Below are 17,495 nucleotides of genomic sequence, written 5' to 3'. Positions count from 1 at the left end.
CAACGAAGAATCTACTGATACGACATGGCAAGTGGTGCAAACATCAGCGCGATGCTCGGCGCGGGACAGAACGGACGGCGACGCCGTCTGACGCTTGTTCTGGCGCTGATGCTCGGCCTTGTTGCTTCACTGATCCATTGCGGCAGCTGCGATCTGGCCGTTGCCGGCTCCTCGTCCGCGGTCGTCGCGATGGACCTCGACGGCACGACCCCGCCCGACGCGCCCGACAACAAGATGGCCGTTCATTGCGGGCATTGCCTGAATCACGTCACCGGACAGCCGACCTTCGTCGTGCAGCTTCCAGCCGACATCGGCCATCAGGCACCGCGCATCGGGCGTGAGCAAACGCTGGTGTCGCTCGCCGGCCTGCCGCTCTTCAAACCACCCCGCGCTTAAAGTCAACGCGGCCGTAAAGGCCCGTTCGGCATGTCCGCAGCCTGAAAAGCCGCGCGACGGCCTGCCTGCATTCATCTTTTCGCAGACGACTCAAATTCGCCGACGTGTCTGACAACAGACCTGGCGATGGCACGAGCTTCACCGCTCGCGGGGTTTTGACGATGAAACTATTTCGGACCAGATTTCGATCTCTTGTCGCGGCAATTGCGCTTGGCGCGGTCGCAACGCTTTTCCTCACGCTTTCATCTGCGCACGAAGCTCCACCTGCGCAGAAGCAATCCGCGCATCACGATGACGGCATCATCCGGCTCAGCGAACGTCAGATCGCGGCAGGCAACTTCGCAATCCAGGATGTTCGGGACGGACTTCTGACCAAACGCATTGTTGTGCCCGGCACCATCGTGCCCAGCGGCGAGCGCATCGCCAAGGTTTCCGTCCGGCTGCTGGGTACTGTCGCCGAGTTGCGCAAGCGGTTGGGCGACGACGTCCGCGAGGGCGACGTTCTCGCCATCATCGAAAGCCGGGAGGTCGCCGACGCTAAAAGCCAGTACCTCGCAGCAAAGGTCGCTTTCGATCTTCAAGACACGCTGTTCAGCCGATCCAAAAGCCTGTTCGAGTCCAAGGTGAGCAGCGAGAACGACTATCTGCGCGCAAAGACTGCGTTCGAGGACGTGCGGATCAAGTTTGACGTCGCGCGCCAGAAACTGTTCGCTCTGGGTCTGACTAGCGATCAGATCTCGGCGCTGCCCCAGCAGCCCGTCGAAAGCCTGCGGTTGCAGGAACTGCGCGCACCCATGAGCGGACGCATTGCCGAGCGCCGCGTCGATCTCGGATCGCTGGTCGGCCGCGAAGGCCAGGAAAGCGAACTGTTCGTCATTGTGGATTCGAGCGTGGTCTGGGCGGAGTTGTCACTGCAAGCCGCCGATCTGGCCGCCGTCAGCGAAGGACAGGCGATCACCGTCGCGACCGGCTCCGGCTCCGCCCCTCTCCCTGCGAAGATCATGTTCGTGAGCCCCTTGCTCGACAGGGACACCCGCTCGGCGCGCGTGGTGGCGTCGGTCGACAATCCTTCACACGTCCTGCGGCCGGGGAGTTTCGTCACGGCTGAAATCCCGTTCCAGCAAATACGCGCCGCGACAGTAGTGCCCAAGAACGCGGTGCAAAGCATCGACGGTCAGAGCGCCGTCTTTGTCCAGACGCCCAATGGATTTGAGCCGCGCAAGATCGTTACCGGCCGCGAGGATAACCGTTCGTTTGAAGTGACGTCGGGATTGACCGCCGGCGACAGGATCGCGACCGCCAACACGTTCGTCCTGAAGGCAGACCTCGGCAAAAGCGCCGTTGAGCATCAACACTAGGCGCAATCCATGATCAGCCGCATTCTCGACCTCTCCATCCGGCATCGCTGGACCGTCGTCCTGCTGAGTCTCGGCTGCGTCGCAGTCGGCCTGTGGTCACTTGTCCGCCTGCCCATCGATGCCGTGCCCGACATCACCAACAAGCAAGTGCAGATCAATACGACCGCGCCCGCGCTGTCGCCGGTCGAAATCGAAAAGCAGGTGACGTTCCGCATCGAAACCGCGCTCGCCGGAATCGCGGGACTGGAAAACACCCGCTCTTTGTCGCGCAACGGCTTCTCGCAGGTGACCGCAATCTTCAGCGAGAAGACCGACATCTACTTCGCGCGGCAGCAGATCAATGAACGGTTGATCGAGTTACGCACGACCCTGCCGTCCGGCGCCGATCCCAAGATGGGACCGGTCTCGACGGGACTTGGCGAAATCTACATGTGGACGGTTTCGCTCGTGCCGCAAGCAAACGGCAGCGGCGGCGGCGGCAAATCCGGCTGGCAGAACGACGGCACGTTTGTCACGTCCGACGGCGAGCGGCTCAAGACCGAGGTCGAGCGCGGCGCTTATCTGCGAACATTGCAGGACTGGATCATCCGGCCGCAAGTCCGAAGCGTTCCGGGCGTGGCGAGCGTCGACGCCATCGGCGGATATGTCAAACAATATCAGGTGAAGCCCGATCCCGCGAAGCTGATCTCGCTAGGGCTTTCGTTCAGCGACGTCGTTCGCGCCGTCGAGACCAACAACATCAGCCGGGGCGCCAGCACCATCGACCGCAACGGCGAAGGCATCGCGGTACGCACCGGCGGACGTCTCGAAACGCTGGCCGACATCGGCGATGTGACCATCATCACACGCGGCGCGGTGCCGGTGCGGATTCGCGACGTCGCCGAAATCGCCATCGGGGGTGAAACCCGGACCGGCAGCGCCAGCCGCGACGGGCGGGAAGTCGTCGTCGGAACAGCATTGATGCTGATCGGCGGCAACAGCCGCACGGTCGCCGCCGCGGTCGATGCAAGGATGCAGGACATCCGGCGCAATCTCCCGGCCGGCGTCAGCGTCGATACCGTACTGAACCGCACCCAACTGGTCGATGCGACGATCACGACCGTCGCGACCAATCTCAGCGAGGGCGCCCTGCTCGTCATCGCTGTGCTGTTCCTGATGCTCGGCAACTTCCGCGCGGCGCTTATCACCGCGCTGGTCATCCCGCTTGCCATGCTGATGACGGCCGCAGGAATGCTGCAAGGAAAGATCAGCGCCAACCTGATGAGTCTCGGCGCGCTGGATTTCGGCCTCATCGTCGACGGGGCAGTCATCATCACCGAGAACACGCTGCGGCATCTTGCGGAAAAGCAAACAGAGGCCGGTCGCAAGCTTTCGTTGTCCGAGCGGCTCGGTACCGTGAAGGCGGCGGCGGAAGAAATGATCGGCCCCAGCGTTTACGGACAGGCTATCATCATTCTGGTCTATGTCCCGCTGCTCACCTTCAGCGGCGTCGAGGGCAAGATGTTCGAGCCGATGGCGCTCACGGTCATCCTCGCGCTGGTTGCTGCCTTCGTGTTGTCCCTGACTTTCGTTCCGGCGCTGATCGCCATCGCGGTGACGGGCCGGGTCAAGGAAGCCGACAACCTCGTTGTGCGCCGCCTCAAGGTGTCCTACGCGCCGTTGCTGACGCGCACCATCGAACGGCCCCGCATTGCCATCGCGGCCGGCGTCGTTTTGTTCGTGGGAGCCGCGCTGCTGTTTTTCCGTCTCGGTCAGGAGTTCATTCCGACGCTGGACGAGAAGAACCTCTCCATGCACGCGCTGCGGATTCCGAGCACCAGCTTGACGCAATCGCAGGCGATGCAACTCGACCTCGAGAAGGCCATCGGCCGCTTCCCACAGGTGGCGACGGTTTTCTCGAAAACCGGCACGGCCGAGATCGCGTCCGATCCGATGCCGCCCAATACGTCCGATACGTTCGTGATCTTCAAGCCCCAGGACGAATGGCCCGATCCGGGCTTGAGCAAGGCCGCGCTCGTCGACCAGATCGCGAACGCGGTGCGCGAATTGCCCGGCAACGGCTACGAATTCACCCAGCCTATCCAGATGCGGTTCAACGAACTGCTGGCGGGCGTGCGCGGCGATCTTGCGGTGAAGGTGTTCGGCGACGAGTTCGAACCACTGCTGCGCAGCGCGGGACAGATCGCAGGCATCTTGCGCAAAACCAAAGGGGCAACCGACGTCAGGATCGAACAGGCCAGCGGTCTGTCGGTGCTGGACATCAGCGTCAACAAGACCGAGATCGCTCGGCGTGGCCTCAGCCTCGCCGCCGTTCAGGACGTCATCGGCACCGCCATCGGTGGACGAAGCGCCGGCGCAATATTCGAGGGCGATCGCAGCTTCGAGATCGTGGTCCGGCTGCCGGAAACGATCCGAAGCGATCTCGATGCCTTGAAAAATCTTCCGGTGTCGCTCCCGTCGGCGGGCCCAACGCCCGTGACGATTCCGCTTGGCCAGTTGGCCAGCTTCAAGATCAGCGACGGCCCCAACCAGATCAGCCGCGAGAACGGCAAGCGACGCGTGGTTGTTACGGCGAATGTGCGGGACCGCGACATTGGCGCGGTTGTAAATGACGCCCGCGCGCAGATCGAAGCCAATGTGACCCTGCAACCCGGTTACTGGATGTCCTGGGGCGGGCAGTATGAAAATCTCGCCGCCGCGCGCCAGCGGCTATCGTTCGTCGTCCCCGCGTGCTTCCTGCTGATCTTTCTGTTGCTGACGAGCGCGCTGGGGACCGCGCGGGACGCACTGATTGTCTTCAGCGCCGTGCCGCTTGCGTTGACGGGCGGCGTGGCGGCGCTCTGGTTGCGGGGAATGCCGTTCTCGGTGTCCGCCGCCGTCGGGTTCATCGCGCTGTCGGGCATCGCCGTTCTCAACGGGCTGGTCATGCTGACCTACATCAAGCAGTTGATGGCGAAGGGGCACGCGAAGGCCGAGGCAATCCTGACCGGCGCCCTCACCCGGCTGCGGCCCGTCGCCATGACGGCGCTGGTCGCATCGCTCGGTTTTGTGCCGATGGCGCTGGCGACCGGTACTGGCGCCGAAGTCCAGCGGCCGATTGCCACCGTCGTCATCGGCGGCCTTATCAGCGCGACGTTACTGACGCTGTTTGTGCTGCCCGCGCTCTACGCCTCGTTCGGGCGCGCGCCGGTCAGCGAGACAATGGAGACAGCCGCGGAGCCGGTACAGACGGGAATCGAACCGTCGCGCGGCTGATCGTGTCAGGCCGCGCCGAGATACGCGGCTTTCACCTTCGGGTCCGACAGCAGCGTCGCGCCGTCGCCTTCGAACGCGACCTTGCCGGTTTCCAGCACGTAGCCGCGGTCCGCGATCTCAAGGGCCGCGCTGGCGTTCTGCTCGACCAGAAGCACGGTCACGCCGTCGGTTCTGAGAGAGACAATCGCCGCAAGGATCTGATCGACCAGCGTCGGCGATAGTCCGAGCGACGGCTCGTCCAGCAGCAACAGTTTCGGCTTGCCCATCAGCGCGCGCCCGATGGCCAGCATCTGCTGCTGGCCGCCGGACAACCCGCCCGCAAGCTGACGCCGCTTTTCCGCAAGAATCGGGAACATCTCGTACACGCGGTTACGGTCGCTTTCGATCTCCTTGTCGCGGCGCATGTAAGCCCCGAGGCGAAGATTGTCCTCGACGGTGAGCGGTCCAAAGATCTGACGGCCTTCCGGCGATTGCGTCATGCCGCGCTCGACACGCCGGTGCGGCTTCAGGCCATCGATGCGCTCGCCCAGAAAGCGGATCTCGCCCGCAGTAATTGGCTGTACGCCCGACAGCGCCCGCAGCAACGTCGTCTTGCCCGCGCCGTTCGAGCCGATCAGCGCGACAACCTCGCCCGCGCGCACCGCAAGGGTCACGCCGTGCAGCACCTCAATGCGGCCGTAGGAACTGCGGAGGTTGGCAACTTCAAGCACGCGCCGCCTCCCTCGCACCGTGTTTGCCGAGATAGGCTTCAAGAACCGCCGGATTGTCGCGCACCTCGCGCGGCAGGCCTTCGGCAATCGGCTTGCCGCGGTTCAGCACCAGAATGCGATCCGAAATCTTCATCACCAGTTTCATGTCGTGTTCGACCAGAACGACGGCGATACCCTTTGCGGCGACGCGGCGAATGAGTTCGTCGATCTCTTCGGTCTCCACGGCGTTACAGCCGGCCGCCGGCTCATCGAGCAGCAGCACGCGCGGCTCGGCGGCGAGCGCGCGGGCGATTTCCAGACGCTTGCATGCGCCATACGACAGCGAGCCCGCCGTGACATCCGCGCTGCCGCGCAATCCGACATCGTCGAGCAGGGTCAGCGCCGCGTCCCGCGTCTCGCTGTTCTGCCGCGTCACCGACGGCAGCCTGAACAGGTCGGCCAGCAGGTTGCAGCGCTCCCGCAGGTGCCTGCCGACCATGACGTTCTCCGCCGCCGTCATGCGCTGGAAAATCTGAAGGTTCTGGAATGTGCGCGACAGTCCGCGCGCGGCGAGCTTGTCCGGCGTGAGACCCGTGACGTCCTCGCCGGAGAGTTCGACGCGTCCCTGATCGCGCTCGTATACGCCGGAGACGATATTGAACAGCGTGGTCTTGCCCGCGCCGTTCGGCCCGATGATGGAGAGAATCTGGCCCGGACTGACCTCAAAGCTCACGCCGTCAATCGCCTTGACGCCGCCGAATGAAATTCCGATGTCCGTGGCCGCAAGGATCGTCATGCCTGCGTCCTCCTGGCCAGAAACCGCGACAGCGTCGGGACAATGCCGTCGCGCATGAAGATCATCGAGACAATGATAATGAAGCCGAGCAGCAGGTGCTCGTATTCCTGAAACACCGTCAGCACCTGCGGCAACGTGATGAGAACCGCCGCGCCGACGATACTGCCGACGACCGAGCCAAGCCCGCCCAGCACCACCATCGTCACCATTTCAACGGAGTGAAGGAAGCCGGCCTGATCGGGATTGGTGAAACCGTTCATCAGCGAAAGCACGGATCCCGCCACTGACGCATAGGCGGCGGCGATGACGAAGGCCTGCAACTTGAAACGCGCAACATCGATGCCGGCCACGCGCGCGGCGACTTCGCTGTCATGAAGCGCGCGAAAGGCGCGCCCGGTCGGCGTATCGTTCAGGTTGAGCGCCAGCCACGTGCCGAGCACAAGAAGCCCGCCCGAAATCCAGTACCACGTGTCCGCTCCGCTGACGCGCCAGCCGAACAGCACCAGCTTCGCCACTGGCATTCCGTCGGGACCGCCGGTCCAGCGGCTTTCCGTGGTGATGACCAGCGCCACGAGAACGCCGAGACCGAGAGTCGCGATGGCGAGATAGTGCCCTTTCAATTTCAGAATCGGGCGGCCGACGAGATAGGCCAGCACGGACGAGATGAGGCAGCCGATCGGCAGCGCGGCCCACGGCGGTATTCCCAGATGCGTGGGGCCGATAGCGACGGCGTAGGCGCCGATTCCGAAGAAGCCCGCATGACCGAGGCTGACCTGCCCGGCCTGTCCCATCAGGACGTTGAGGCCGATGGCCGCGAAGGCGGACACCCAGACCAGCGACGCTACGCGGAAATAATAGCTCGACGGAAAGATCAGCGGCAGCACGGCGATGATCGCCGCGAGCGCAATCAATGTCAGATAGCGATGGCCGATCTTCTGCAGCACCGCTCAGACCCTTTCCACGGTCCGCCGGCCGAACAGGCCTTGCGGCATGGCGAACAGGACAAGGAGAATGACGATGAACGCGAAGGCGTCCTTGTAGGTCGAACTGATGTAGCCGACACCGAAGGCTTCAAGCAGGCCTAGCAGCAAACCGCCAGCGACCGCGCCAAGCGGATTGCCCATGCCGCCGAGCATCGCCGCGGCAAATCCCTTGAGCGCGAGCATTGTGCCGACGTCGTAGCTCGTCAGCGTGATGGGCGTGATCAGGATTCCGGCCACCGCGCCAATGGCCGCCGATCCGCCGAACGCCAGCGCCATCACGGTCGCGGTATTGATGCCGACCAGTCGCGCCGCGAGCCGGTTGGCCGCCGTCGCAAGCACGGCCTTTCCGAGCACGGTCCGTTCAAGAAACACATACAGCAGCAGCACGATCACAGCTGTGCCGCCGAGCACCCAGAAGCTCTGCGGCTGAATGGTCGCACCGAGCAGGTTGACCGGCGTGTCGCCGGAAATGCTGGGGAGTTTATGGAATTGCTTGTCGAACAGGATCTGCGCCGCGCCGCGCAGCAGGATCGACGCGCCGATTGTAATGATGATCAGCGTAACCGGAGATGCGTCGCGCGCGGGCTCGATCGCGAGCCGGTACAGCAAAAGTCCGACCACGACGGAAACGCAGACGGCAAGAACCGCAGCGAGCGGCAGCGGCACGCCAGCGGCGGTGGCGAAGACCGTCACCATTCCGCCCAGCATGACAAATTCACCCTGGGCGAAATTGACCACGTCCGATGCGTTGTAGACCAGCGTGAAGCCGAGAGCGACGAGCGCGTAGACCGCGCCGACGGTCAGTCCGGATATCAAAAATTGGACAAACTCAGCCATTCCGGCTCCGCGGATTCAGGACTGCTAGGCACTAACGGCAAAATTCAGTGTTTCAACCCGAAACTTGCGCTCCCGAACCGGTCACCCGAATTGTCCGGGAGCGCAATCTCATTGAGAAGATCGGATCAGGTGCCCGGCTTGGTGAGCGTCCAGTCGCCGCCCTTGATTTCCAGCATGCGGAAAGCAGAGAGGTCGAGCCCGAGGTGATCAGTCGGCGTCATGTTCACAATGCCGCCGGTGCCGACGAAACCTTTCGTCTTCTCGATTTCGTCGCGGATCTTCTTCGGGTCGGTGGTGCCGCCGCGCTTCATCGCTTCGACAAGGATCTGAAGACCGTCATAAGCGTGACCGCCGAAGGTCGATACCGGCTGCTTGGTGCCGTCCTCGTAGGTCTTCTTGTAATCGACGACGACTTTCTTCTGCGGATCGTTCTCAGGCAGCTTGTCGCCGACCAGCAATGCCGCCGCAGGCAACCGCACGCCTTCAGCCGAAGCACCGGCGAGATCGATAAAGCTCTTCGAGGCCACGCCATGGCTCTGGTAGAGCGGCGTCGCGTTCATGCCGAGTTGTGCGTAGTTGCGTGTGACGATCGCAGGCCCCTGCCCGAAGCCCGGGTTTACCACAGCTTTGACGCCGGCGGTGTTCTTGATCTTGGTCAACTGGCCGGTCATGTCGCTGTCGCGCGGACCGTAGCTTTCCTCGGTGACGATCTTGATGCCGTAGTTCGGCGCGGCCTTCACGCATTGCGCCTTCATCGATGCGCCGAAACCGTCGGTGCCCGAGATCAGGGCGATGTCCGTGAGTTTGCGCTGCTTGAGATCCTCGAAAATCTTCTCGCACGCCATCTTGTCGGTATGCGGCGTCTTGAAGACATACTTGCGAACCGGATCGATGATTTCGACCGCGCCGCCAAACGAGATGAATGGAACCTGGGCTTCTTCGAAAACAGGAATCATCGCCATGGTCGTGCCGGTCGTCGAACCGCCTGCCATCGCGACAACCTTGTCGTCCTCGATCAGGCGGGTTGCAAAGGTGCGCGCCTTGTTGGCGTCGCCGCCGTCGTCATAGACCACGAGTTCGATCTTCTTGCCGTTGATGCCGCCGGCTGCATTGATCTTGTCGACGTACATCCGAAGCGTCTTGTCTTCAGGTTCGCCGAGAAACGACGCGGGACCGGTCACCGAAAGCACGGAACCGATTTTCACGGTCTGCTGTGCATGTGCAGAGCCGCCAAACGCCAGCCCGGCAACGCCGGCGGCCAACACGAATCCCAATGCTGATGTCGATTTCACTGTTCTTCCCTCCCTGATAATGGGTGCCCAATTTTTTTGAGCTTACCCGGCATGTTTCCAACCACAGCGCACCGATAGTTTCAAGTGCAACTATTAGCGCCTCCTGTCATCAATATAATTGACCGGACGGTTGGTCAATAGTAATCTGACTTCAAGGGCTGAGCGTAACAGCCGAGATCCGGGAGGATAGTGTGGACGCTGGCCATTCAATCGATAGCGCCGATGCGAACGCGGTGGCCGAGGCCTGCGCGAAGAAAATGTGGCTGGACGATCGCGCGAGCAAGGGCCTCGGGATGAGCATCCAGCGGATCGCGCCCGGCGAAGCCGTTATCTCAATGACTGTTCGCAAGGACATGACCAACGGTCACGGCATCTGCCACGGCGGTTTCATCTTCACCCTGGCGGATTCAACATTCGCATTCGCCTGCAACACCTACGATCAGCGCACCGTTGCGCAGCAATGCGCGGTAACCTTCCTTCGATCTGTCCACGAAGGCGAAACGCTGACCGCGCACGCCATCGAACGCGCGCGCGCCGAACGCAGCGGCGTCTATGACGTCACCGTTCGCGACAGCCACAACGTGGTGATCGCGGAATTTCGCGGACATTCACGCACGATTTCAGGCCAGCTGCTGGATTCCGACAGCCTGCATAATGACACAAAATAGGACCGGGAGAGAACGTTGCTACAAATTCCGCTGCGCAAGCTCGATCGGCTGACGCCCGAACCGACGGAACTCGATCGTTATGAAGTCGCTTCCCGCGACGAGATTCGCACCCTTCAGCGCGAGCGTCTCGCATGGTCGCTGCGGCACGCCTATGACAATGTGCCGCACTATCGCAAGACGTTCGACGCTGCCGGCGTTCATCCGGATCAGTTCAAGGATCTTCCGGATCTCGCGAAATTTCCTTTCACGATCAAGACCGATCTGCGGGACAATTACCCGTTCGGCATGTTCGCCGTGCCGGAAACCGATGTCGCGCGCATCCATGCGTCGTCCGGCACGACCGGCAAACCGACCGTGGTCGGATACACCAAACGCGACATCGAAACCTGGAGCGATGTTGTCGCGCGCTCGATCCGTGCCGCCGGCGGCCGCGCGGGAATGAAGGTCCACATCGCCTACGGCTACGGACTGTTCACCGGCGGCCTCGGCGCGCATTACGGCGCGGAACGCCTCGGCTGCACCGTGATCCCTATTTCCGGCGGCATGACAGAGCGTCAAGTCCAGCTCATCAACGACTTCAAGCCCGAAGTCATTATGGTGACGCCGTCCTACATGCTGGCGATCCTCGATGAATTCAGGAAACAGGGTCTCGATCCGCGCAAGTCATCGCTGCGCATCGGCATCTTCGGCGCGGAGCCGTGGACCAACGCCATGCGCGAAGAGATCGAAGAAGCGTTCGACCTTCATGCGGTCGACATCTACGGCCTGTCCGAGGTGATGGGTCCAGGCGTCGCCAGCGAATGCGTCGAGACGAAAGACGGTCTCCACATCTGGGAAGATCATTTCTACCCGGAGGTCATCAATCCGGTGACCGGCGAAGTGCTGCCCGACGGCGAGAAAGGCGAACTGGTCTTCACGTCGCTGACGAAGGAAGCCATGCCCGTGATCCGCTATCGCACCCGCGACCTGACGCGGTTGCTGCCGGGCACCGCGCGATCGCTACGACGCATGGAAAAAGTGACCGGCCGATCCGACGACATGATGATCGTTCGCGGTGTCAACGTGTTCCCGACCCAGATCGAGGAAAAGCTGCTCACCATTCACGACCTGTCGCTGCACTACCAACTCATCCTCACCCGCGACGGCCGCATGGACAACATGGAAATCCAGGTGGAAGCGCGGCCGGATGCCAGCTTTCCCGCACGAGAGGCGGCCACGAAGCAGTTGGCACAATCGGTGAAGGACACCATCGGCATCACGGCGCTCATCACCGTGCTCGACCCCGGAAGCATCGAGCGCTCCGTCGGCAAGGCCAAGCGCATCATCGATAAACGGCCCAAGGAACAATGAACTAGATGGCCCGCAAACGCGCCAACGATTACGACGACAAACGGCAGGCGATCCTCGATCGCTCGGCGAAGCTATTTTCGGCGCACGGTTACGACCGCGCGTCGATGAGCAAGATCGCCGACGCCTGCGGCGTGTCAAAGGCCAACCTCTATCACTACTACAAGGACAAAGAGGGTCTGCTGTTCGACGTCATCCGCTTTCACCTCGGCGAACTGCTTGAAGTCGTCGAGGCCGCGGACCGTCCCGATCAGCCGCCCGAAGCACGATTGCGCGGGCTGATCGCAGCCCTGCTCGAAGCCTACAGGGATGCCGATTCCCAGCATAACGTGCAGATCAGCAGCATGCGGTTCCTGCCACAGGAACGTCAGGCCGAGCTCAGGGGCATGGAGCGCGATCTCGTCACGATTTTTTCCGCGGCGGTCGCGGGCGTCGCCCCGCACCTCAAGGGCACCAAGCTGCTGAAGCCCGTCACCATGTCGCTGTTCGGCATGGTGAACTGGCATTACCTCTGGTTCAAAAGCACAGGATCGGTCAGCCGCGCCGAATACGCCGATCTCGTCACGCGGCTAATCGTGGACGGAGCGCACAACGTGCTCAAGCCATCACCCAAAACATCGAAGCGCACCGCTGCGGCCGAGTGAATAGTTGTTCCAATCGGTGCTTTTCGCACCCAACATCGAAGTGATCGCATGAAACTGGAAAGCTACATCAACGGACAATGGGCCGCGCCAGGGCCCGATCTTGTGGAAGTCCGCAGCGCCGTGACCGGCGACGTGGTGGCCGAGGCGACCAGCGGCGGGCTGGATATGCACAGCGTCCTCGCCTACGCCCGCAATGTCGGCGGCAGGAACCTGCGCAAGCTGACATTCCATCAGCGCGCCGACCTGTTGAAGAAACTCGCGCTGTACCTGACCGAGCGCAAGGATCAGCTTTACAAACTGTCGTTTCAGACCGGCGCGACGCGCACCGACAATCTGATCGATATCGACGGTGGCATCGGCACCCTGTTCGTGTACGCCGGCAAGGGCCGCCGTGAATTACCGAACGCGACATTTCTGCTGGATGGCGCTGCCGAGCCCATGGGCAAGAACGGCACCTTCGCCGGGCAGCACATCGTTACGTCGCTGCACGGCGTCGCGGTTCACATCAATGCCTTCAACTTTCCCTGCTGGGGCTTGCTCGAGAAACTCGCGCCTGCCCTGCTCGGCGGCGTTCCCGTGGTTTCCAAGCCGGCCACGGTCACGTCCTATGTCGCGCACGCCCTCGCCCGCATGATCGCGGAGTCCGGGATTCTGCCGGAAGGCGCATTCCAGTTCATCGTCGGCTCGACCGGAGATCTGTTCGATCACCTCACCTGTCAGGACGTCGTGTCGTTCACCGGCTCGGCCGACACATCGGAAAAGCTGCAACGCCATCCCGTCATTGCGAGGAACGCCGTTCGCTTCATCGCCGAGCGGGATTCGCTCAATGCCGCGATCCTGGCGCCAGATGCAAAGCCCGGCACGCCGGAGTTCGATCTGTTCGTCAAGGAAGTCGCCAAGGAGATGACGGTGAAGACCGGCCAGAAATGCACCGCGATCCGCCGTGCCTTCGCACCGGCCGCGAGCGTCGAAGCCGTCATCGAAGCCTTGCGCGATCGTCTGGCAAAGGTTGCGATCGGCAATCCCGAACTGGAGACGGTGCGCATGGGTCCGGTGGTTGGTCTCGACCAGCGCCGCGACGTGCTGGCCCACCTCAAGACATTGCGGACCGAAGCGCAGATCGTCGCTGGCGATCCCGACAATTTCACCGTCGAGGGCGCGGACGTGACGCGCGGCGCATTCCTGCCGCCGCTCCTGCTGCATTGCGCCGATCCCATCCGTGCCAACAATGTGCATTCGGTCGAAGCGTTCGGTCCGGTCTGCACCGTGATGGGCTACGGCGAGTTGGACGAAGCCATCGCGCTGACCAACCGCGGCGGCGGCAGCCTGGTGGCGTCGGTCTACACCCATGATCCGAAAGTGGCCTCGGACCTCGTGTTCGGCATCAGCACCTTTCACGGGCGGCTGGTGATGATCGACCGCGACTGCGCCAAGGAACAGACCGGCCACGGCTCGCCAATGCCGCAGATGGTTCACGGCGGTCCCGGCCGCGCAGGCGGCGGCGAGGAACTGGGCGGCGTGCGCAGCGTGCATCATTACATGCAACGCACCGCGCTTCAGGGTTCACCCGCGATGCTGACGGGAATCACGGGAAGCTGGATGAAGGGCGCGCCGGTCATCGAGAAAGACAGGCATCCGTTCCGTTATCACTTCGAGGATCTGGACATTGGGCAGACCTTCTTCTCGAAGGAACGCACGATCACGCTTGAGGACATCGAGCATTTCGCCAACTTCACCGGCGACACTTTCTACGCGCACATGGACGAAGAGGCCACGAAAGGCCATCCGTTCTTCCCCGGCCGCGTCGCACACGGCTATCTCCTGTTGTCGTTTGCGGCGGGACTGTTCGTCGATCCCGATCCGGGCCCGGTGCTCGCCAACTACGGGCTCGATTCACTCCGGTTCATCAAGCCGATCCAGCCGGGCGAGACCATCAAGGTGCGGCTCACGGCGAAAGACAAGTCGCCGCGCAACAAGCAATATGGTGAAGTGCGCTGGGATGTCGAAATCCTGACCGACAAGGACGAGTCAGCGGCAACCTACGAGCTGCTCACGATGAACGCGGTGCGGCCGCAAGCCTGAAATCAAAAAGCCCAAAGGGAGAGACCAATGATCCTCGTGACCGTGATGTATCCGCCCGGCGAGAAGTTCGACGTCGACTACTATCTCAAGACGCACATGCCGCTGGTGAAGGATCGTTGGGGTCCGCTCGGGCTCAAGAGCGCGCAGGCCATCAAGGGCGTCGTCAAGGCCGACGGCACCGCGCCCGACTACCAGATGATCGCCCTGCTGACCTTCGGCTCGATGGACGATTTCAAGGCCGCCGGAAAGGCGCACGGCAAGGAAATCTTCGACGACATTCCGAAGTTCACCAGCGCGCAAGCCGTGGTGCAGATCAACGACGTCGTCTTCTAGACGTCGGACCGACCGCATGTCGCCGACAGAACAGCCGTCTGTTGAAAGCGCAAGCATCTCTCGCCCTGTTTCGGGCGAGGACGCCGCGCTCGCTCGCAGCTTTTCGCTGAAAGACCTGCCGGGCTCATTCTATGACGATCCCTACCCGACGTATCGCGCGCTGCAATCCGCCGATCCGGTTCACCGGATGCCGGACGGATCGTTCTTCCTGACGCGGCATCGCGATCTGGAGGCGATCTACAAGGACACGACGCGCTTCAGTTCGGACAAGAAAGTCGAGTTTGCCCCCAAGTACGGCGCGGACTCGCTGCTCTTTCAGCATCACACAACAAGTCTGGTGTTCAACGATCCGCCGTTGCACACACGCGTGCGGCGGCTGATCGCAGGCGCGCTGAACCCGCGCGCCATTTCCGAAATGGAGCCGGGTCTGATCGCGCTGGTCGACCGGCTGCTGGACGCCATGGAGACGCGCGGAACGGCCGACCTGATCGAGGACTTCGCGTCCGCCATTCCGGTCGAGGTGATCGGCAACCTGCTCGCCGTTCCGCACGAAGATCGCGCGCCGCTGCGCGGCTGGTCGCTTGCGATCCTCGGGGCGTTGGAGCCGTTTCTGTCAGAAGAGGTTCAGGCGCGCGGTGAGCGCGCTGTCGGCGAATTTCTCGACTATCTACAGCGACTGGTGGCCGACCGCCGCGCCCGGCCGGGCGACGCGGAGCATGACGTCCTGACACGTCTGATCGCAGGCGAAGCCAGCGGCGAGCGGCTGAGCGAGATCGAGCTTCTGCAAAACTGCATCTTCATCCTCAACGCCGGTCACGAGACGACCACCAATCTGATCGGCAACGGCCTGGAATTGCTGCTGCGCTTCCCGGCCGAACGACAGCGCCTGATCGGCGAGCCTCCGATGATCAAGACCGCCGTCGAGGAGTTCCTGCGCTACGAGAGTTCCAATCAGCTCGGCAACCGCCGTGTGGTTCAGGACACGGAGATCGACGGTGTCGCCATGCCACAGGGCACGCTGATCACGCTCTGCATCGGCGCTGCGAACCGCGATCCGGAGGTCTTCCCGCAACCGGAACGCCTCGACATCGCACGCGCGCCTAACCGTCATCTCGCCTTCGCCTCGGGCGCGCACTCATGCGTCGGATTGAGCCTCGCGCGCCTCGAAGGCCGGATCGCCATCGGCCGGTTTCTCGCGCGTTTCCCGAATTACGCGGCGAGCGGCCCCGCGCATCGCGCCCGGCGCGTGCGTTTTCGCGGCTTCACATCGCTTCCCGTCACTCTGACCTAACGCTTCAGGACATCCATGCCGACATTCGACAAAACAGCCGCCGAAGCCTTGCTCGCATCCGCATTCGCGCCCTGGGTACAGGACCTGGGACTGTCGGTTGAATCCATCGACAAGGACAGTGCCGTGGTGCGAATGCGGTTTTCCGAGAAGCTCTGCCGCGACAACGGCGTGGTTTGCGGTCAATCGCTGATGGGCCTTGCCGATACTGCGATGGTTGTCGCGATCTGCGCGGCGGCGGGCGAGTATTTCCCGATGACCACAGTGGACCAGACCACCCACTTCATGCGCCCCGCCATGCGGGCCGATCTGCTAGCGGAGGCGCGCGTGGCGCGGATGGGAAAGACGATGGCCTATGGCACCGTCTCGATCCGCACGGACAGCGACGAGCGACCCGTGGCGATGGCGCAAACCGCCTACGCGCTGCTCCGCGACGCCAAGTAGCTACATCTGGTCGTAGTCGACCACGACGCGCGACGAGACAGGATGCGCCTGGCAGGTCAGCACGAACCCCGCTTCAAGCTCCCACGGCTCCAGCGAATAGTTCACGTCCATGGTCGTCTCGCCTTCGACGATCTTGGCGCGGCATGTGCTGCACATCCCGCCCTTGCAGGCATAAGGCAGGTCCATGCCGGCGCGCAGCGCGGCGTCGAGAATGGCTTCGCCCTCGGCAATCGGCACATCCTTGCGCTTGCCGTCCACGATCAATGACGCCACCGCCTTGGGCGGCGCTTCCGGCGCGACGTGAACCTTCGGACGCGGCTTGCCGCCGAATTCCGAGACAAAGCGCTCGACGTGGACATGATCCTTGGGAATGCCGAGACCGACGCATGTCGCCTCGATCTCCTCGCTCATGGCGACGGGACCGCAGACGAACACGTGATCGACCGCCGCCGCCGGCACCATCGCGCGCAGCAACACCTCGACCTTCTCGCGATCGAGACGGCCGTAAAGGATCGGCAGGTCCTGCTCTTCCTGCGACAACACATGGAACACCGACAGACGTCCCATGAATTGGTCTTTCAGTTCTTCCAGCGCTTCGCGGAACAGGATGCCGTTGGTCGCGCGGTTCCCATAAAACAGAAAGAAGCGGCTGTTGGGCTCGCGCGCGAGAATGCCACGCACGATGGAGATAATCGGTGTGATGCCGGAGCCGGCGGCAAATCCGACGTGAACCCGCGCTTCACCCGGTGCATGCGCCACGCCGAAGCGGCCTGTGGGCGTCATGACATCCAGTTCGTCACCGGATTTCAGTTCGTCCAGCGCCCAACTCGAGAACGCGCCGCCGTCGACTTTCTTGACTGCGATGCGCAACTCGCGATCGTCGGGGCTCGAACAGATCGAATAGGACCGGCGGATTTCCTCGCCGTCCATCGTGGTGCGCAGCGTCAGGTACTGACCCGGCGCGAAGGCATAATCCTCGGCCAACTCACCCGGAATGGCGAACGTCATCGACACTGCGTCGGATGTCTCGCGGCGCAGATCGTCGATGGCGAGACGGTGAAACTTTGGAACGTGTGACATCGA

The 17,495-nt window shown here is 62.6% G+C and carries 16 protein-coding genes; 10 read left to right on the top strand and 6 right to left on the bottom strand.

Annotation, left to right across the window (positions count from 1 at the left end; translation table 11 throughout):
• The first annotated feature begins 24 nt into the window (after positions 1-24).
• The 3 genes from AC07UB_RS02000 to AC07UB_RS01990 all read left to right on the top strand — a co-directional run bounded on the left by AC07UB_RS02000 (position 25) and on the right by AC07UB_RS01990 (position 5,009).
• Positions 25-396 (top strand): ferrichrome ABC transporter substrate-binding protein, encoded by a 372-nt coding sequence (locus tag AC07UB_RS02000; RefSeq protein WP_492789280.1) that lies wholly within the window; start codon positions 25-27, stop codon positions 394-396.
• A 161-nt stretch (positions 397-557) separates the two neighbouring features.
• Complete coding sequence (locus AC07UB_RS01995) at positions 558-1,754, top strand: efflux RND transporter periplasmic adaptor subunit (RefSeq protein WP_494652332.1); 1,197 nt, start codon at positions 558-560, stop codon at positions 1,752-1,754.
• A 9-nt stretch (positions 1,755-1,763) separates the two neighbouring features.
• Positions 1,764-5,009 (top strand): efflux RND transporter permease subunit, encoded by a 3,246-nt coding sequence (locus tag AC07UB_RS01990; RefSeq protein ID WP_492789282.1) that lies wholly within the window; start codon positions 1,764-1,766, stop codon positions 5,007-5,009.
• Between the two features lie 5 nt (positions 5,010-5,014).
• Here AC07UB_RS01990 and AC07UB_RS01985 read toward each other — a convergent pair whose 3' ends face one another.
• The 5 genes from AC07UB_RS01985 to AC07UB_RS01965 all read right to left on the bottom strand — a co-directional run bounded on the left by AC07UB_RS01985 (position 5,015) and on the right by AC07UB_RS01965 (position 9,606).
• On the bottom strand, positions 5,015-5,719 hold the full coding sequence (locus tag AC07UB_RS01985; protein WP_492789283.1) for an ABC transporter ATP-binding protein: 705 nt from the start codon (positions 5,717-5,719) through the stop codon (positions 5,015-5,017).
• Positions 5,712-6,494 (bottom strand): ABC transporter ATP-binding protein, encoded by a 783-nt coding sequence (locus AC07UB_RS01980; protein WP_492789284.1) that lies wholly within the window; start codon positions 6,492-6,494, stop codon positions 5,712-5,714. Before AC07UB_RS01980 ends, AC07UB_RS01985 begins: the two co-directional genes overlap by 8 nt.
• Positions 6,491-7,438: a branched-chain amino acid ABC transporter permease gene (locus AC07UB_RS01975; RefSeq protein WP_492789285.1), complete on the bottom strand. Its 948-nt coding sequence runs from the start codon at positions 7,436-7,438 to the stop codon at positions 6,491-6,493. The genes AC07UB_RS01980 and AC07UB_RS01975 overlap by 4 nt, the downstream gene beginning before the upstream one ends.
• Before the next feature lie 3 nt (positions 7,439-7,441).
• Positions 7,442-8,314, bottom strand: coding sequence for a branched-chain amino acid ABC transporter permease (locus AC07UB_RS01970; RefSeq protein ID WP_492789286.1), 873 nt, complete (start codon positions 8,312-8,314; stop codon positions 7,442-7,444).
• Positions 8,315-8,439: 125 nt separating this feature from the next.
• Complete coding sequence (locus AC07UB_RS01965) at positions 8,440-9,606, bottom strand: ABC transporter substrate-binding protein (RefSeq protein WP_492789287.1); 1,167 nt, start codon at positions 9,604-9,606, stop codon at positions 8,440-8,442.
• Between the two features lie 257 nt (positions 9,607-9,863).
• Here AC07UB_RS01965 and paaI point away from each other — a divergent pair, with 257 nt between their 5' ends.
• Genes paaI through AC07UB_RS01930 form a run of 7 tightly spaced genes read left to right on the top strand, consistent with a single transcriptional unit; the run spans position 9,864 to position 16,412 of the window.
• Positions 9,864-10,274 carry a hydroxyphenylacetyl-CoA thioesterase PaaI gene (paaI, locus tag AC07UB_RS01960; RefSeq protein WP_492792622.1) on the top strand — a complete coding sequence of 137 codons (411 nt, stop codon included), beginning with the start codon at positions 9,864-9,866 and terminating at the stop codon, positions 10,272-10,274.
• Between the two features lie 15 nt (positions 10,275-10,289).
• On the top strand, positions 10,290-11,624 hold the full coding sequence (gene paaK / locus AC07UB_RS01955) for a phenylacetate--CoA ligase PaaK (RefSeq protein WP_494652335.1): 1,335 nt from the start codon (positions 10,290-10,292) through the stop codon (positions 11,622-11,624).
• 5 nt (positions 11,625-11,629) lie between these two features.
• Positions 11,630-12,265, top strand: coding sequence for a TetR/AcrR family transcriptional regulator (locus AC07UB_RS01950; protein ID WP_492789289.1), 636 nt, complete (start codon positions 11,630-11,632; stop codon positions 12,263-12,265).
• A 48-nt stretch (positions 12,266-12,313) separates the two neighbouring features.
• Positions 12,314-14,347, top strand: coding sequence for a phenylacetic acid degradation bifunctional protein PaaZ (paaZ, locus tag AC07UB_RS01945; RefSeq protein ID WP_492789290.1), 2,034 nt, complete (start codon positions 12,314-12,316; stop codon positions 14,345-14,347).
• A 27-nt stretch (positions 14,348-14,374) separates the two neighbouring features.
• Positions 14,375-14,680: an EthD family reductase gene (locus AC07UB_RS01940; RefSeq protein WP_492789291.1), complete on the top strand. Its 306-nt coding sequence runs from the start codon at positions 14,375-14,377 to the stop codon at positions 14,678-14,680.
• Between the two features lie 16 nt (positions 14,681-14,696).
• Positions 14,697-15,971, top strand: a complete 1,275-nt coding sequence (locus AC07UB_RS01935) for a cytochrome P450 (RefSeq protein WP_492789292.1) — start codon at positions 14,697-14,699, stop codon at positions 15,969-15,971.
• A gap of 15 nt (positions 15,972-15,986) precedes the next feature.
• The gene (locus tag AC07UB_RS01930; RefSeq protein ID WP_492789293.1) at positions 15,987-16,412 is read left to right on the top strand and encodes a PaaI family thioesterase; all 426 of its coding nucleotides are present in this window, start codon (positions 15,987-15,989) and stop codon (positions 16,410-16,412) included.
• Here the strand turns inward: AC07UB_RS01930 and paaE are convergent, their stop codons facing one another.
• Complete coding sequence (paaE, locus tag AC07UB_RS01925) at positions 16,413-17,492, bottom strand: 1,2-phenylacetyl-CoA epoxidase subunit PaaE (RefSeq protein ID WP_492789294.1); 1,080 nt, start codon at positions 17,490-17,492, stop codon at positions 16,413-16,415.
• Positions 17,493-17,495 lie beyond the last annotated feature (3 nt).

The sequence above is a fragment of the Afipia sp. GW821-FHT04G03 genome (assembly GCF_059419985.1).
Note: the sequence above shows the minus strand (reverse complement) of the source record. Positions and strands in the feature narration are given on the sequence as shown.